Below are 13,677 nucleotides of genomic sequence, written 5' to 3' on the forward strand. Positions count from 1 at the left end.
CTTACACATGTTAAACAGAAGGCACCTCAGAGTAAAGGTATTACAGGCACTATACGCGTATCATCAGTCAGATACTAAAGACGTAAGGCAACACGAAAAAAATATGCTAAATGGCATCGACCAGGTATTTGAAATGTATATCTGGATGCTATCATTAATTTCAGAAGTGGCCAATTACGCGGCTAATGACGCGGAAGAACGCGCCAACAAACATTTACCAACTGCCGAAGACCTTAATGCCAATCGTAAAATACTGGAAAACAGGTTTATCGTTACCCTTAACGATAACCGCGATTACCTGATCGCGTTAAAAAAATATAAAGTAGAATGGCATTTTGAGCCCGAACTGGCCAAAACATTATTCACCACACTTAAAAATTCGCCCGAGTATGCAGAATATTTGGCCAAAACCGGCGATACCATTCAAACAGATAAAGACATCATTAAATTCATCTTCAAAAAAGTGATCTTGAAATCGTCATTAGCCGAACAGGTTTTTGAAGACAAGTTTATTTTTTGGCCGGTTGACCGCGATGTATTGCAGGCCCTGATCGCTAAAACATTCAAGAACTTTGCTTCGGAAAATGCCAAAGAGAATCACCTGGCCGAAATTACCGGCAACTGGACCGAAGACCGTGAATTTGTAGTAAATCTTTTTGATCAAAGCATCCGGTTTGATAAACCTTACCAGGAATTAATAGCTGCCAAAACCCAAAACTGGGAGCCTGAGCGTATTGCCATGATGGATACCTTGTTGATGAAAATGGCTATTACCGAATTTATTAACTTCACTTCTATCCCGGTTAAAGTAACTATTAATGAGTACCTGGAGATCTCTAAAGAGTTTAGCACACCTAAAAGTAATTCATTTATAAACGGTATCTTAGACAAGATTTTAATTGATCTGAAAACAGAGCAAAAAATCAAAAAAATAGGAAGAGGACTAATAGAATAATATTTTAACCGATGAAACGATTATTTTTAAGCTTATTAACCGCAGGCGTATTATTATCGGCCTGTAACCAAACACCCGCCAATGGCGCGGCATCAACCACAGCCGACAGTACAGCAACTAAAACTGCTGCCACAACTACAGCAAATGCTGCTACCGCCCCGGTCATGAAGTTTGAAAAAGAAAGTCATGATTTTGGCAAGATCAAACAAGGCGACAAGGTTAGTTATGATTTTAAATTTACCAACGATGGCAAATCGCCGTTGATCATCACAGACGCGGTTGCCAGCTGCGGCTGTACTACTCCCGAGTGGCCTAAAACCCCGGTTAAACCGGGCGAAAGCGCTTTGATCAAAGTAGTATTTAACAGCGCGGGTAAAACAGGTTTGCAAGACAAACAAATAACCATTACTGCCAACACTGTACCGGCACAAACTATGGTACACCTCATTGGCGAGGTATTAACAAAATAACAATTAATTAAAAAAATGATAGCTACTATTTTATTACAAGCACCAGCAGGTGGTTCCGGAGGTTTTGGTATGTTAATACCGATGGTATTGATCATCGTGGTGTTTTACTTTTTCATGATCCGTCCGCAGGTTAAAAAGCAAAAAGATCAAAAGAAATATGTTGAGGAACTTAAAAAAGGCGACAAGGTGGTAACTACTGCCGGTATACACGGTCGTATCATTGACCTGAACGATACTACTTTTTTAGTTGAAGTTGAGAACGGCAAGATCCGTTTTGACAAATCGGCTGTTTCTTTAGATGCTTCAAAAGCATTAAACACTCCTCCGGTAGCTGTAAAGAGCTAATTAGGGAAGCTGAAAGCGAAAGGCTTAAGGCCTAAAGCTAAAAAAACTTAGCAAAATGACTAAAGGCTGAAAGCTATAAATGATTAATCTCGTTTCTTGCTTTCAGCTTTTGGCTTTCTGCTTTAAGCTCAATAAATATGGCAATAGTAAAATTATCGGCTACAGAACGAAGGCGCTTATCGGCATTTTTCACCTGCCTGGTGCTGGCTGTGTTAGCCTGGTTGTTTACTACGCTGTCTACCCCGCAGCCCTATACCATTCAGGAAGTACTTACCTATAAAAACGCACCTCAGAAACGCGCTTTTCATTCCCTGCAACCCGATACGGTGAATGCTACCGTACAGGGCACCGGCTGGCAAATGCTTTTTTCGAGCATGAATAAAGAAAGCAAGCCCATTACTATTGATCTTTCAACGCTGGAGAACCGTAATTATGTGGTGCTTAATTCCCAGCTCAAACAGATCAACCTCAATAAAGATATTACGCAGCAGATCATATCTATCGACCCGGATACCCTGTATTTTGATTTCTCGAACCGTTTGGTAAAAAAGGTGCCGGTACAACTGATGCTGGGTATCAAATACCGAAAACAATTTGCCGTGTCGGGTAACATGGTCATTAAGCCGGCATATATCACCGTGAGCGGCCCAACCGAACGGTTAAAGCAAATAAACCTGTGGAAAACAGATTCGCTGCTGATGAATGACGTGAGCGAAACGGTAAATACCCGTATCAACCTACAGTCGGTTAAGGAGGGGAATTTAAATATGTATCCCAAAACCGTACAGGTGATCATCCCGGTTGATGAGTTTACGGAAAAAACACTCGATCTGCCAGTTAAGCTCATCAACAATCATAATTACGATAATGTAAAGGTGTTTCCGCAAAGGGTTAAAGTTACGTTTACCACTTCCCTGAGCAGATACCCGGATATGACCGAAGACCTGTTTGAGGCCACCGCCGATCTTGACCTCTGGCGCGACCACGGTTATACCACCCTCCCGGTAAAACTAACCCGGGTGCCGCCATTTTGTAAAATTGTGAAGGTGAGTCCGACTAATATTGATTTTATTATTAAAAAGTGAGTTTTGTCTGAACCATGATTTTCATGATTAAAGGATTTTGAGGATTATTTAAAATCGTGGTAATCCTGGAATCCGGTAAATCATGGTTCAGACAAAATCCTTTATCTTTGCTCCTCAAATCCTTGCTCCCAAAAATGCTTAAAATAGGTTTAACAGGTAATATAGGTAGTGGCAAAACTACGGTAGCCAAAGTTTTCGAGCTTTTGGGCATACCCGTTTTTTATGCCGACGATGAGGCAAAAAAAGTAATGGTGACCGATGCCATTTTGATTGATGCCTTAAAACAAGCCTTTGGCCCGACATCTTATTTTGATGATGGCAGCCTGAACCGTAAGCATATTGCCGGTATAGTTTTTAATAACGAAGCCGAACTTAAAAAACTAAACGCGCTGGTACATCCGGCAACTTTCAGGGCTTTTGATAATTGGATATCCAACATCCATACGGCACCCTATGTGATCAAAGAAGCCGCCCTGCTGTTTGAAAGCGACTCTTATAAAATGTGCGACCGCAGTTTGCTCGTATCGGCTCCCTTAGAGAACCGCATAGCCCGCGTAATACAGCGCGACCATATTTCACGCACTGAGGTGGAAAGCCGCGAAGCACGCCAGTTTACCGAAGAAAAAAAGAAACAACTGGCCAATGATATAATCGTTAATGACGACAGGCAGTTGGTGATTCCGCAGGTATTGGCCTTGCACCAGCAATATTTAGCCCTCGCCGGAGGGCAAGAATCAAGAGATAAGAGTCAAGAATCAGGAAAGCAACCAAATATTTAAAACTCAGGGAGTACCTAACCATATCAATAAAAACCCATGCATTAGCTTTTAGCTTTGTGCATTTCGCTTTAAGCTCCAAAACAAATGATACTTGACGACTTTGTACAGATAGATGAAAAGGGCCTGTATTGCAAATACGGTGATTTTTATCTGGATCCTAAACTACCTGCCAAAACAGCTGTGATAACCCATGGCCATGCCGATCATGCCGTAAGCGGTAACCACGATGTTTATTGTACCCGGGCAACAGCCAGCGTTATGCAGCTACGCTATGACCGTACTGCGGCTAAGGTTTTTAATATAGTGGACTTTAATCAACCATTCAGTATTGGCAGGGTAACCATAACCCTGATACCTGCCGGCCATATGCTGGGTTCGGCACAGGTACTGATGGAATACGAAGGCACCCGCTACCTGTACACAGGCGACTATAAACTACAGCCCGATGATACCTGCGAACCTATTGAATGGGTTACTACCGATGTACTGATCACCGAAAGCACCTTTGCCGATCCTGAAGTGATACACCCCGACCCGGTTGCCGAGATACAAAAGATCAATTCCATTAAAACCAATATCTTGCTGGGCGCTTATGGCCTGGGTAAAAGTCAGCGGCTCATCAACCTCATCAGCACTTACGCGCCACAGAAAAAGATACTGGTGCATCACCGTATTATGCCCATCAATGCTATCTATCAAAAACTGGGCATTGTACTGGGGCCACATCAAATTTATGGGCGCAAACTGATGAAAGTGCAGGATGAGTTTGTTTATATCGTTCCGCCTTTTACATTTGATAGTTATATCAGGGCTACGGGCGTAACCCGGCTTTTTGCCTCGGGCTGGAAAAATCTGCAGGTCAACCAACGCGATACCCTCTTTATATCAGACCATGTAGATTGGAACGACATCCTGGAAACCATAGCCCGCACCCAACCCAAACAAATATGGACCCTCCACGGCGATGGCCGGCATTTAAAAGCACATTTTAATAATGATATTTTTGTAAAACTGCTTTAAAGCAAAGCGTTTATAATTACCAATTTTTTTAGTAAATTTGTATAAACAATAGCCCTAACGCTCTTTTTCAGAGGTGGCTGATTGTTGAGCTAAGCATAAATATGATCAAAAAGAGGTAATATTTATATCAAACCATTAACTATCAACCGATTAACAACTTTTTAAGCCTTTCAAAACACATCACAATTGTGTTAAAATTTGTTAAAAGGTGTTAAAATTGGTGCTTTTTGAGTGTTTTTGAACTGTTTTCACCCCGTTTTTGAACCGAAAAGTGTTAAAATTTAAGGTTTAAAAAGTTTTATCGCGGCAGCAAATGTTAAAAATGGTATGGCTTGTAAATGAGCTTGCCAAACGGCTTAAATAAATGTTACAGGAAGGGATAGATTATTACATTAATGAGGATGGCAATTTTGTTTTTACAAAAGAGTATCATTTAAAACGGGGTTACTGCTGCAAAAATAAATGCCTGCACTGCCCCTGGAATTATGGTAAAACAGATATTACCGATGCTCAAAATGAAATAAATAAAAACGAGCTGTAATGAATAGTCCCCGGTTTACGTATAGACTTAGCTCAAATTAAAAATAATTAAACATATTTACATTCTTATTGATTGTTACCAATTATGCGCATTGACGACGAAATACAAAGTTCAAACTTTGAAGATAACTATCATAAAGCGGTAATTAACATTGCGTATACAGCAGGCTGGTTAACCAACGCTTTCAAATACAGCTTTGATAAATATAATATCACCCAACAACAATTTAATATTCTGCGGATATTAAGAGGACAGTACCCTAAACCAGCCACTATAAACCTGCTGAAAGAGCGCATGGTTGATAAAATGTCGGATGCATCACGTATTGTTGACCGATTGATCCAAAAGGAGCTGGTTTCGCGCTGTACCAATAATAAGGATAGACGGGCTGTAGATATCCGCATCAGCGAACTGGGTTTACAAACTCTGGAAAAAATGGATAAAGAGTTTAAAACCAAAGATATGCTGAAAGATCATATGACAGAAGAGGAAGCCGCTATACTCAGTGATCTGCTGGATAAACTGAGAGGGTAAAAAATCATGTCATGCTGAACTTGTTTCAGCATCCCACATGCCGGGTTTATGCTTTACCAAGGCTAACCAAACAAGTGGGATCCCGAAATAAATTCGGGATGATTTTAAAACTAGAAATGGCCTCTTATTTTATCTACTATCTCAGCATCATACAATGATCTTAGTTGCTGATGAACCTCTGCTGATAAATGAGGCAGTTTTACCGCCTCTACATTACTGTTAACCTGCGTTACTTTAGATGCCCCGGGTATTACGATAGTAACCTCCGGGTGATCCAATATCCAGCGGATGGCCCATTGCGGCATGCGGTCATCGGGTAACAGGCTTTTTATTTTTTCGGATAGTTTTACACCCTCGGCAAACTCGATACCCGAGAATGTTTCACCGGCATTAAATGCTTCGCCGTTGGCATTGTAATGACGATGGTCGTTTTGAGCAAACTTGGTTTGTGCGGTGAATTTACCCGATAGTAAACCACTGGCCAATGGTACACGCGCAATGATAGCCACACCCTTTTTAGCAGCTTTGGCAAACACCTCATCGGCAACGTGCTGCCTGAACAGGTTAAAGATGATCTGTAACGAAGCCAAACCCTCTTGCTCCAGGCAGATCAGTGCTTCCTCGGATGTTTCCACACTGGCGCCGAAATGGGTAATGAGCCCCTGCTCCTGTAATTGGCGCAGATGATCAAACACCTTGCCTGAGCGCAGTTCTTCCGTGGGGATGCAATGCAACTGTTCCAGGAATATGCGGGAAATATCCAGATGACGAAGCGAATCCTCTACCTGGCGCTTCATGGCGTCATAGGTAAAATTCTGAGGCCAGCCATTTGGGGCATCACCACGGCGACCCAGCTTGGTGGCCACATATACTTTATGATCAACAATTTTCAAAAACTTACCGATCACGGTTTCGCTAACGCCCATGCCATACACATCGGCAGTATCCAGGAAGTTGCCCCCGGCATCGGTATAAGCCTTCAATATATTGATGGCCTCATATTCATTCACATTGCCCCAGTCGGCGCTGCCCAGTTGCCAGGTACCTATTCCAACTTCGGCAATGGCTGTGCCTTTAAAATCCCTGTAGTTCATAGTGTAGTTTGCTATGTTGTAAAAGTACAAAGCCGTCCTGATAAACAAAACGGCTTTATAAATTAGTATGATCGAAATATTCTTTGACCTATGCTTTAAATGTCGCGCTCTCCTGTTTCAAAATATCCAATACCGATGGTGTAACCCGGCCAAAGAAGGATACTCCTGAGGCCCCATTTTTCAAAGCATACCGGATACCTGAACGCACTTCTTCATCATTATTAAAATCAGAAAGATAGAGGCCTGCATACAGCGGGAATTTGCCATCAAGCACGTGGATCCCTTCGGCAACAGCATCACCTATCCAGCTTACGCTTTCTTTATAAAAACCGTGATATATCATAGGGCAAACGCCATCCAGCTTAAAGTTTGTCCAGTCCTGCCTTACGTTACGGCGCGCTACTTCGGGGGTTGGGAAAACAGCTGCCGTGATCGGTTTTTTATGCTGATGGGCCACAGCCGATATCGCATTCACCACCCTGATGATATTGCCATACCTGAACAAACGCCAGGAAAGACTGGCATCGGGGTATTGAATAGCTTTAATATCCTTACCGTATTGTTCTTTAAACTTAGCCTGGCAAACCTCGCAATAGCAAAAATCATATTCGGGCAGTTCCTTAGTTTGTTCAATTTTATATTTATCCCACAGGTTTACGGGCAGTATCACATCACAGTAACGCACATAATCCAGGTGGATGCCATCTACATAGTCCTTCGTCAATATATCATTAACGGTACTGGTTAAGTATTCCTGAACCTCCGGGCGCGATGGACAAAGCCAGCGGTAGTATTGCACATAGGGTGGTTTATCGGCACAGGAATCACCATTACGGCTTTTGCTGTACCATTCCGGATGATCGGCTACTTTTTCGGCACGGTTAAAGGTCCAGATCCAGCGGTGGGCCTCAATTCCCGCAGCTTTTGCGGCACGGAAGTGCCTTTCGCTATCATTCTCGAAAAATATCCCGGTAATACCGGCTGCTTTGTAGATAGTATAATTGGTTTTCAGATCCTCGTCCGTATCCTTTAGGTTAGGATTGATCCAGATCCAGTTTTTCATGGCCTTTTTCTTACTTACAGCAACAGGTACAGGTTGCTTTGCCTCACTTTTTAGAGGTAATTGAGCGGCAACAGTGGCTACTAAACCGGCTTTTAAAAATTCGCGCTTATTCATGGCGTTTGGTGATTGGTGGTTAAGGGTTCAACAAATCCATCCTGGTTAATGGTATAAGTTATTTTATTTTCCTCATCGTTAATTAAAGCCATAAACTGATGTTTAGTAGCTTCGAGCTGTAAGTTATTAAATTTTTTTAAAATGCTATAACCACTTTCCAATCCCAATTCTTTTAATGATTGCGCGTAACTATGATTTTGCCTGTACCACTCCTTTTGCCGGTAATAAATCAGCCATAAATATTTTTTTTGCAGTTCGGCATAAGGCATTTCAAACACCACATCATCAGCCTCATGATCGCTGAACAACAGGTAGCCCCAGCGCTCCGGGTAATGCATATTGATCAATCCCTGGGCCGACCATACCCAATTATGTTCCGGCAGATCTCGGCCCGAAGCTTCATCTTTTACTTTGATGTATTGGCCATTCTGAATGCTTGTATCATATTCAACCCGCGAAAAGTTGATCCTCCATAAAGTTCCGTTTTTCGGCACAGTTCTTCGGAAACCTGGATTAATGGCTTTATATGGAATAGCCAGTTCAACCGTCCAGCCTTTATCTTTATCACCCGCATTATTGAGCGTGCCCTGCACTTTTACTGCCGAACGCAAACCTGGGGCATCCCATCCCGATATAGCAGCGCCCCCATTACGGTAGGGCTTTGTCAAAAACAGATCGAAAATGGTGTTCAGGGCATTAACCTCTATTTCATAGTATTGATGCCCGGTATTCAAGGGATCAACAAACAATTCAAAATCATTCTCCCGGTATACAACCTCATCATGATTTTTGAGTTTGGCCCACACATGTGGATCGTATATCCTGGCGGCGATATACAAACAGCTATCGTCCCAAAGCATTTTCACATTGGTTTGCAATGGGGGTTTGGGTTTCAGGCTGCCTTCAATATCTACAAAATCATTTGTCCATTTGGCCTGTTGCCATATTTGTTCGTCAATATCCCCGTCAATTACCGGGGCCTTACCGGTATGTTTTACCACGTAACTTTCGGGAACGGTAAACAGGTTTTCAAGTCCTTTAAAAACATCCTGGGCTTTGAGCTGCCAGGGTGTCAAAATAGCAAAAACAGTAAAAGCCATCATTTTACGACGGCTTTTTAATAAACTGGAGGTAATGATATGGATTTTCATTAACTGCCCAATTCTAATATACGGTCAAACTCTTCACGTTTTAAACCCATTACCGACAAGCGGCCCTGCCTAACCAGACCCACATCTTTTAATTGTTCATCGGCTTTAATAGTTTCCAGGGTTACTGGCTTTTTAAGCGTTTCGACTGGAGACAGATCAACCACCACCCAGTTGGGGTCCTGCGTGGTCGGATCCTGGTAAGCTTCTTTTACTACTTTGGCTATCCCTACTACTTCTTTACCATCGTTACTATGATAAAACAACACCAGGTCGCCTTCCTTCATTAATCGTAAATTGTTACGCGCCTGATAATTACGCACACCGTCCCAAAAAGTACGTCCATCCTTGTTAAACTTTTCCCAACTGTATTTTACGGGTTCCGATTTGACTAACCAGTGCTGCATAAATATTTCTGAATTATATGTTTTTATACCTGTAAAGATGTTAAAATCCACCGATAAACTAAAACAGCATTTTGTAAAAAACATGGAGGGACAAGAAATTTGAATGGTATCATACATTAGATAAATTATTGTTTAAATTTGATACATGACAAAATCTATAGTATTACTATTCTTACTCTCTGTTTCAACAATTGGTTACTCCCAAAGTCTTTATACGGCTTTGCATATGAATGATGGTAAAGAATATAAGTTTGGGAGGCCGAAGCAGATCATTGAGGAAAACACCTTTTATTCGTCAACCCATACGGAGACAGCTAAAAATATAAAAGTATTTGATGCCGCCGGAATGTTATTGACAGAAGAACGGTACACCCAGGATGGAATATTAACCGCTAAACTCACCTACATCAATGATACCACCAGGCACCTTAAACTCGCCAGGATCTTTGAAAGATGGTTAAAATATGGCCGCGGCAAGGAAATCGCTACTAATCAATACGATGAACACGGCTTTCTAATAGGAACAATTGATAGTACTGCACATGGCAAGCTCATTGATGTGGTGAAAATAGTTAATAACAGCAAAGGTGATCCTATTGAACTGGTTCTTTTTGATGCCAATAATAATCCATTCGGAAAAGAGACAGCTGAATATAACTATGATAAAAACACAGTGGTTACCTCTGTATTTAAAAATGATGGAACAAAGCTTAGTTCCGACACAGCAAAGATTCGTTTTACTCCTGCTACTATAAGCGAAGAAGATAAAAGCAACTATAATCAATATAATGATGCTATTAGTTATTCCACAAAAAATTTAAATGGTTCGGTAAATCTTTATGAATGCGAATACCGATATGATAAAACCGGTAATTGGATTGAACAAAAAACATATATAATTACGCTAAAATCAAATGGTAAAAAGGAAAGGCAACTTAACAAGATTTTCAAAAGAGAAATTACTTACAGGTAAAAGCAAGTAACAAAGGAACAAAATTCCAACAAAAAACCCCGCGACAGATGTTGCGGGGTTTTAGCTTTATAATTGGTCTGATCGTTTATTGTTCGGGTATACTGTAGAAAAATCTTTCAAAAACAATTTTACCGTCTTTAACTTCATATACGCAGATCTCCTGCATATTTACTCTACCCATCCCTTTAAAGGTGACATCCGTATCCATGGTGACTGCAAAAAAGTTCGCGCTTACAATTGGATCGGAAACAGTGCCGCCATGTATCTCTTCTACCGATTCAAACCACTGCTTTGATTTCTCTATCACAGCTTCTTTGCCATTTGTAAATTCCTCATAGGCCCCTTTAGGTTCCTGACTTACTATATTATCGGCATACAGTTCATTCATGGCGTCAAAGTTTTTACCCTCACGGCAAAACTGTACTAATGCGTTAGCTACTTCTTGTGTGTTCATAATTGAATGATTTTAATTGGTGGTTCCTGATGTTAAAGTTATTAATAATCTGTTCATTATCCCGAACAGGCATTTTAAATTTAGGTTACCTTTTGCTGAATTTTATGCAAATGACTTCCCCTTCAGGTGCTTCCAGTTTTAATTGTCAATAATCTGTTACATCGCCCATTATACTGATGATTAAATTATTATAAAGTATTTTAGCGCAGAACAATCCGGTTTATTCATCATTTTACCTTTATCATGAATCAAAACTATACCGCACGGCTAAACTTCCTGTTAACCGTTTTAAGCTTCCTGATGTTAACATTCCAGGCCAGGGCACAAGCACCCAATGATGACCCTCATTTAGGGATCATTCCGGCGCCGGCTTCCATAACCAAAGCCCCGGGTACGTTTGTATTCAGTCAGTTAACACAGATCAAAGCCGATAATATCAAAGACAGGAATGTTGCTTTCCTGAAAGATTTCCTGTTGAATAGTCGGCATTTTAATAACAAAGTATCCAAATACAATTCCAAAGTAAAATCGGCTAAAGGATCCACCCTCATATTAACAGCAAAAGGAGCAGCAGCCTTACCCAAAGAAGGTTATAAGCTAACCATCACACCGCACCGCATTACTATTATTGGTAAGGATGCTGGGATGTTTTATGGTATCCAAACCCTCATGCAATTATTCCCTGTGGAAACTTCGGGCACCGAAAAATTCAATTGCATGACCATTGAAGATAGCCCGAGATTCGGCTACCGGGGTATGATGCTGGATGTATCGCGCCATTTTTTTACCGTACCACAAGTTAAAAAGGTTATTGAGCTGATGGCGGCTTACAAGCTGAATAATTTTCACTGGCATTTGGTTGATGGTCAGGGTTGGCGTATCGAGATCAAGAAATATCCTAAGCTAACTCAGGTTGGCGCCTACCGGATGCAAACTTCCTTTGGCACTAACCGCGATTGGCCCGATTCATTATCTTATGGCGGTTTTTATACCCCGGATGATATTCGCGATGTGGTTAAATTCGCGGCACAACGTTATATCAACGTGATCCCGGAAATTGAAATGCCCGCGCATTCAGAGGCTGCTTTACGGGCCTATCCCGAACTCAAATGTGAGCCACCTGCCGATACCAAGATCCCCGCCAGGGATATCAACAATATCTATTGTCCTACCGAAGAAACTTTTACTTTTTTGGAGAATGTACTGACCGAGGTAATGGAACTTTTCCCAAGCAAATACATTCACATAGGTGGCGACGAGGCTGGTAAACAACCCTGGAAAGAGTCGGCTTTTTGCCAGGCGCTGATCAAGGAAAAAGGATTGAAGGACGAGCACGAATTACAAAGCTATTTTATACAACGTATTGAAAAATTCCTGAACTCCAAGGGCCGCAGTATTATTGGCTGGGACGAGATACTGGAAGGCGGCCTGGCCCCTAACGCCACCGTGATGAGCTGGACGGGCGAAGCCGGGGGCATTGCCGCCGCACGTCAAAAACATAACGTGATCATGACGCCGCAAACCACCGGTAATTATTTTGACCATTACCAGAGCGGATCTCCTCAGGAACCGGTTTCTTTCGGTCGTTATGCAGCCTTAGAAGAGACCTATAATTACGATCCCGTATCTAAAGAGTTAACACCTGATGAACAAAAATATGTGATAGGCACCCAGGGTAATCTTTGGACAGAATACGTACCTACTGTGGCAAAATTGCAATACCAGATATTGCCGCGACTGTTCGCCCTTTCGGAAGTAGCCTGGAGTCAACCTAAAAATAAAGACTATACCAATTTTTCAGAGGTACGCCTGGCCAAACATTTTGCGCGCTTGGAGGCTATCCGTTACAACTATCGTGTGCCTACTGCCCTGCCGGTTATTGACACCATGGTTTTTGGCGATAAGTTTACGTTTGCACCCAAATCTGTAGTGCCTGGTGCCCGGATCTTTATTACCTATAATGGTCGCGACCCGCTGGATACCGATTGGGAATATACCTCACCCGTAACTATTATAGTGCCTCCTAATGAAAAGCGTGAGTTTAAAACACGTGTGATCACGCCAACAGGTCGCCGGAGCATAGCTACCCGCATATTGATGTATAACCGCGCGTTGATACCGACAGTAAACTATACCGCCAATAAACCAGGCTTAAGCTATAAACTCATCAAAAGCAAATTCACTACACCCGAGCAACTGGATTATGCTAACCTGCCCGATTCGGCCATTACCGATCGTTTAAATGCCGAAACCTTTAAAAAGGATAATCCCAGCTTTGGCGCGGTGTACAGCGGTTATATCAACATCCCCACAGATGGGGCTTATAATTTCAGTACGGCATCTTACACAGATACCCAGGTATTTATTGATGGCGAAAAAATAACCGAAAGCGAGCCTGCTCTTCCTTTGGCTAAAGGGTTTCACGCTATCAAGGTAAAATATATTTACACCGCTCCTGCACCGGTACCGGGTTCATACCGGGTAAGGCAAACCCCGCTACGTGTTTTTATAGCGCCACCGGGTTCGGCAGGCAAAAAGGAAATTATGCCGGGTATGTTGTTTAATTAGTCCCAGGCCAATCACAAAGCCCTTATCAATGCCGGTAAGGGCTTTGTTTTTAGCCCATAATTTTATGGCTAAGTACCTTGATTAATTCATTTTATATTATATGTTTGTACATTATAACATATTAAAT

The 13,677-nt window shown here is 41.9% G+C and carries 15 protein-coding genes; 10 read left to right on the forward strand and 5 right to left on the reverse strand.

The annotated features are described in order from the left end of the window. The first annotated feature begins 7 nt into the window (after positions 1 to 7). The 8 genes from nusB to BLR84_RS08705 all read left to right on the forward strand — a co-directional run bounded on the left by nusB (position 8) and on the right by BLR84_RS08705 (position 5,729). Positions 8 to 955, forward strand: a complete 948-nt coding sequence (gene nusB / locus BLR84_RS08675) for a transcription antitermination factor NusB (protein ID WP_090466930.1) — start codon at positions 8 to 10, stop codon at positions 953 to 955. Between the two features lie 11 nt (positions 956 to 966). Then, complete coding sequence (locus BLR84_RS08680) at positions 967 to 1,425, forward strand: DUF1573 domain-containing protein (RefSeq protein ID WP_090466931.1); 459 nt, start codon at positions 967 to 969, stop codon at positions 1,423 to 1,425. A gap of 15 nt (positions 1,426 to 1,440) precedes the next feature. Beyond that, complete coding sequence (gene yajC, locus BLR84_RS08685) at positions 1,441 to 1,770, forward strand: preprotein translocase subunit YajC (protein WP_090466932.1); 330 nt, start codon at positions 1,441 to 1,443, stop codon at positions 1,768 to 1,770. 137 nt (positions 1,771 to 1,907) lie between these two features. Next, positions 1,908 to 2,855 (forward strand): CdaR family protein, encoded by a 948-nt coding sequence (locus BLR84_RS08690; RefSeq protein WP_090466934.1) that lies wholly within the window; start codon positions 1,908 to 1,910, stop codon positions 2,853 to 2,855. A gap of 134 nt (positions 2,856 to 2,989) precedes the next feature. Continuing rightward, positions 2,990 to 3,634 carry a dephospho-CoA kinase gene (gene coaE / locus BLR84_RS08695; RefSeq protein WP_090466935.1) on the forward strand — a complete coding sequence of 215 codons (645 nt, stop codon included), beginning with the start codon at positions 2,990 to 2,992 and terminating at the stop codon, positions 3,632 to 3,634. Between the two features lie 84 nt (positions 3,635 to 3,718). Further along, on the forward strand, positions 3,719 to 4,654 hold the full coding sequence (locus tag BLR84_RS08700; protein WP_090466936.1) for an MBL fold metallo-hydrolase: 936 nt from the start codon (positions 3,719 to 3,721) through the stop codon (positions 4,652 to 4,654). A gap of 364 nt (positions 4,655 to 5,018) precedes the next feature. After that, complete coding sequence (locus tag BLR84_RS29980; RefSeq protein WP_176852003.1) at positions 5,019 to 5,195, forward strand: DUF5522 domain-containing protein; 177 nt, start codon at positions 5,019 to 5,021, stop codon at positions 5,193 to 5,195. A gap of 84 nt (positions 5,196 to 5,279) precedes the next feature. After that, the gene (locus BLR84_RS08705) at positions 5,280 to 5,729 is read left to right on the forward strand and encodes a MarR family winged helix-turn-helix transcriptional regulator (protein WP_090466938.1); all 450 of its coding nucleotides are present in this window, start codon (positions 5,280 to 5,282) and stop codon (positions 5,727 to 5,729) included. 110 nt (positions 5,730 to 5,839) lie between these two features. Here BLR84_RS08705 and BLR84_RS08710 read toward each other — a convergent pair whose 3' ends face one another. The 4 genes from BLR84_RS08710 to BLR84_RS08725 all read right to left on the reverse strand — a co-directional run bounded on the left by BLR84_RS08710 (position 5,840) and on the right by BLR84_RS08725 (position 9,555). Next, entirely contained in the window at positions 5,840 to 6,823 is a 984-nt protein-coding gene (locus BLR84_RS08710) for an aldo/keto reductase (protein WP_090466939.1), read from the reverse strand. A gap of 88 nt (positions 6,824 to 6,911) precedes the next feature. Next, entirely contained in the window at positions 6,912 to 8,000 is a 1,089-nt protein-coding gene (locus tag BLR84_RS08715) for a family 10 glycosylhydrolase (RefSeq protein WP_090466947.1), read from the reverse strand. Then, a complete protein-coding gene (locus BLR84_RS08720) occupies positions 7,997 to 9,151 on the reverse strand; it encodes a carbohydrate-binding family 9-like protein (RefSeq protein WP_090466949.1) in 1,155 nt (384 codons plus the stop codon). Before BLR84_RS08720 ends, BLR84_RS08715 begins: the two co-directional genes overlap by 4 nt. Beyond that, entirely contained in the window at positions 9,151 to 9,555 is a 405-nt protein-coding gene (locus tag BLR84_RS08725) for an EVE domain-containing protein (RefSeq protein ID WP_090467680.1), read from the reverse strand. Before BLR84_RS08725 ends, BLR84_RS08720 begins: the two co-directional genes overlap by 1 nt. 145 nt (positions 9,556 to 9,700) lie before the next feature. Here BLR84_RS08725 and BLR84_RS08730 point away from each other — a divergent pair, with 145 nt between their 5' ends. After that, positions 9,701 to 10,528: a hypothetical protein gene (locus BLR84_RS08730; protein WP_143013870.1), complete on the forward strand. Its 828-nt coding sequence runs from the start codon at positions 9,701 to 9,703 to the stop codon at positions 10,526 to 10,528. Positions 10,529 to 10,613: 85 nt separating this feature from the next. Here the strand turns inward: BLR84_RS08730 and BLR84_RS08735 are convergent, their stop codons facing one another. Next, a complete protein-coding gene (locus tag BLR84_RS08735) occupies positions 10,614 to 10,982 on the reverse strand; it encodes a nuclear transport factor 2 family protein (protein ID WP_090466953.1) in 369 nt (122 codons plus the stop codon). A gap of 243 nt (positions 10,983 to 11,225) precedes the next feature. On the opposite strand from BLR84_RS08735, the gene BLR84_RS08740 reads away from it, so the two are divergent. Next, positions 11,226 to 13,550, forward strand: coding sequence for a family 20 glycosylhydrolase (locus BLR84_RS08740; RefSeq protein ID WP_255366888.1), 2,325 nt, complete (start codon positions 11,226 to 11,228; stop codon positions 13,548 to 13,550). The last annotated feature ends 127 nt before the right edge of the window (positions 13,551 to 13,677 follow it).

Source organism: Mucilaginibacter sp. OK268 (assembly GCF_900103125.1).
In the GTDB taxonomy this organism is placed as follows: Bacteria; Bacteroidota; Bacteroidia; order Sphingobacteriales; family Sphingobacteriaceae; genus Mucilaginibacter.

Excerpts from the sequence above, each read along its gene's own strand:
- nusB (WP_090466930.1), top strand. The coding sequence starts at position 8 with ATGTTAAACAGAAGGCACCTCAGAGTAAAGGTATTACAGGCACTATAC.
- BLR84_RS08680 (WP_090466931.1), top strand. The coding sequence starts at position 967 with ATGAAACGATTATTTTTAAGCTTATTAACCGCAGGCGTATTATTATCG.
- yajC (WP_090466932.1), top strand. The coding sequence starts at position 1,441 with ATGATAGCTACTATTTTATTACAAGCACCAGCAGGTGGTTCCGGAGGT.
- BLR84_RS08690 (WP_090466934.1), top strand. The coding sequence starts at position 1,908 with ATGGCAATAGTAAAATTATCGGCTACAGAACGAAGGCGCTTATCGGCA.
- coaE (WP_090466935.1), top strand. The coding sequence starts at position 2,990 with ATGCTTAAAATAGGTTTAACAGGTAATATAGGTAGTGGCAAAACTACG.
- BLR84_RS08700 (WP_090466936.1), top strand. The coding sequence starts at position 3,719 with ATGATACTTGACGACTTTGTACAGATAGATGAAAAGGGCCTGTATTGC.
- BLR84_RS29980 (WP_176852003.1), top strand. The coding sequence starts at position 5,019 with ATGTTACAGGAAGGGATAGATTATTACATTAATGAGGATGGCAATTTT.
- BLR84_RS08705 (WP_090466938.1), top strand. The coding sequence starts at position 5,280 with ATGCGCATTGACGACGAAATACAAAGTTCAAACTTTGAAGATAACTAT.
- BLR84_RS08710 (WP_090466939.1), bottom strand. The coding sequence starts at position 6,823 with ATGAACTACAGGGATTTTAAAGGCACAGCCATTGCCGAAGTTGGAATA.
- BLR84_RS08715 (WP_090466947.1), bottom strand. The coding sequence starts at position 8,000 with ATGAATAAGCGCGAATTTTTAAAAGCCGGTTTAGTAGCCACTGTTGCC.
- BLR84_RS08720 (WP_090466949.1), bottom strand. The coding sequence starts at position 9,151 with ATGAAAATCCATATCATTACCTCCAGTTTATTAAAAAGCCGTCGTAAA.
- BLR84_RS08725 (WP_090467680.1), bottom strand. The coding sequence starts at position 9,555 with ATGCAGCACTGGTTAGTCAAATCGGAACCCGTAAAATACAGTTGGGAA.
- BLR84_RS08730 (WP_143013870.1), top strand. The coding sequence starts at position 9,701 with ATGACAAAATCTATAGTATTACTATTCTTACTCTCTGTTTCAACAATT.
- BLR84_RS08735 (WP_090466953.1), bottom strand. The coding sequence starts at position 10,982 with ATGAACACACAAGAAGTAGCTAACGCATTAGTACAGTTTTGCCGTGAG.
- BLR84_RS08740 (WP_255366888.1), top strand. The coding sequence starts at position 11,226 with ATGAATCAAAACTATACCGCACGGCTAAACTTCCTGTTAACCGTTTTA.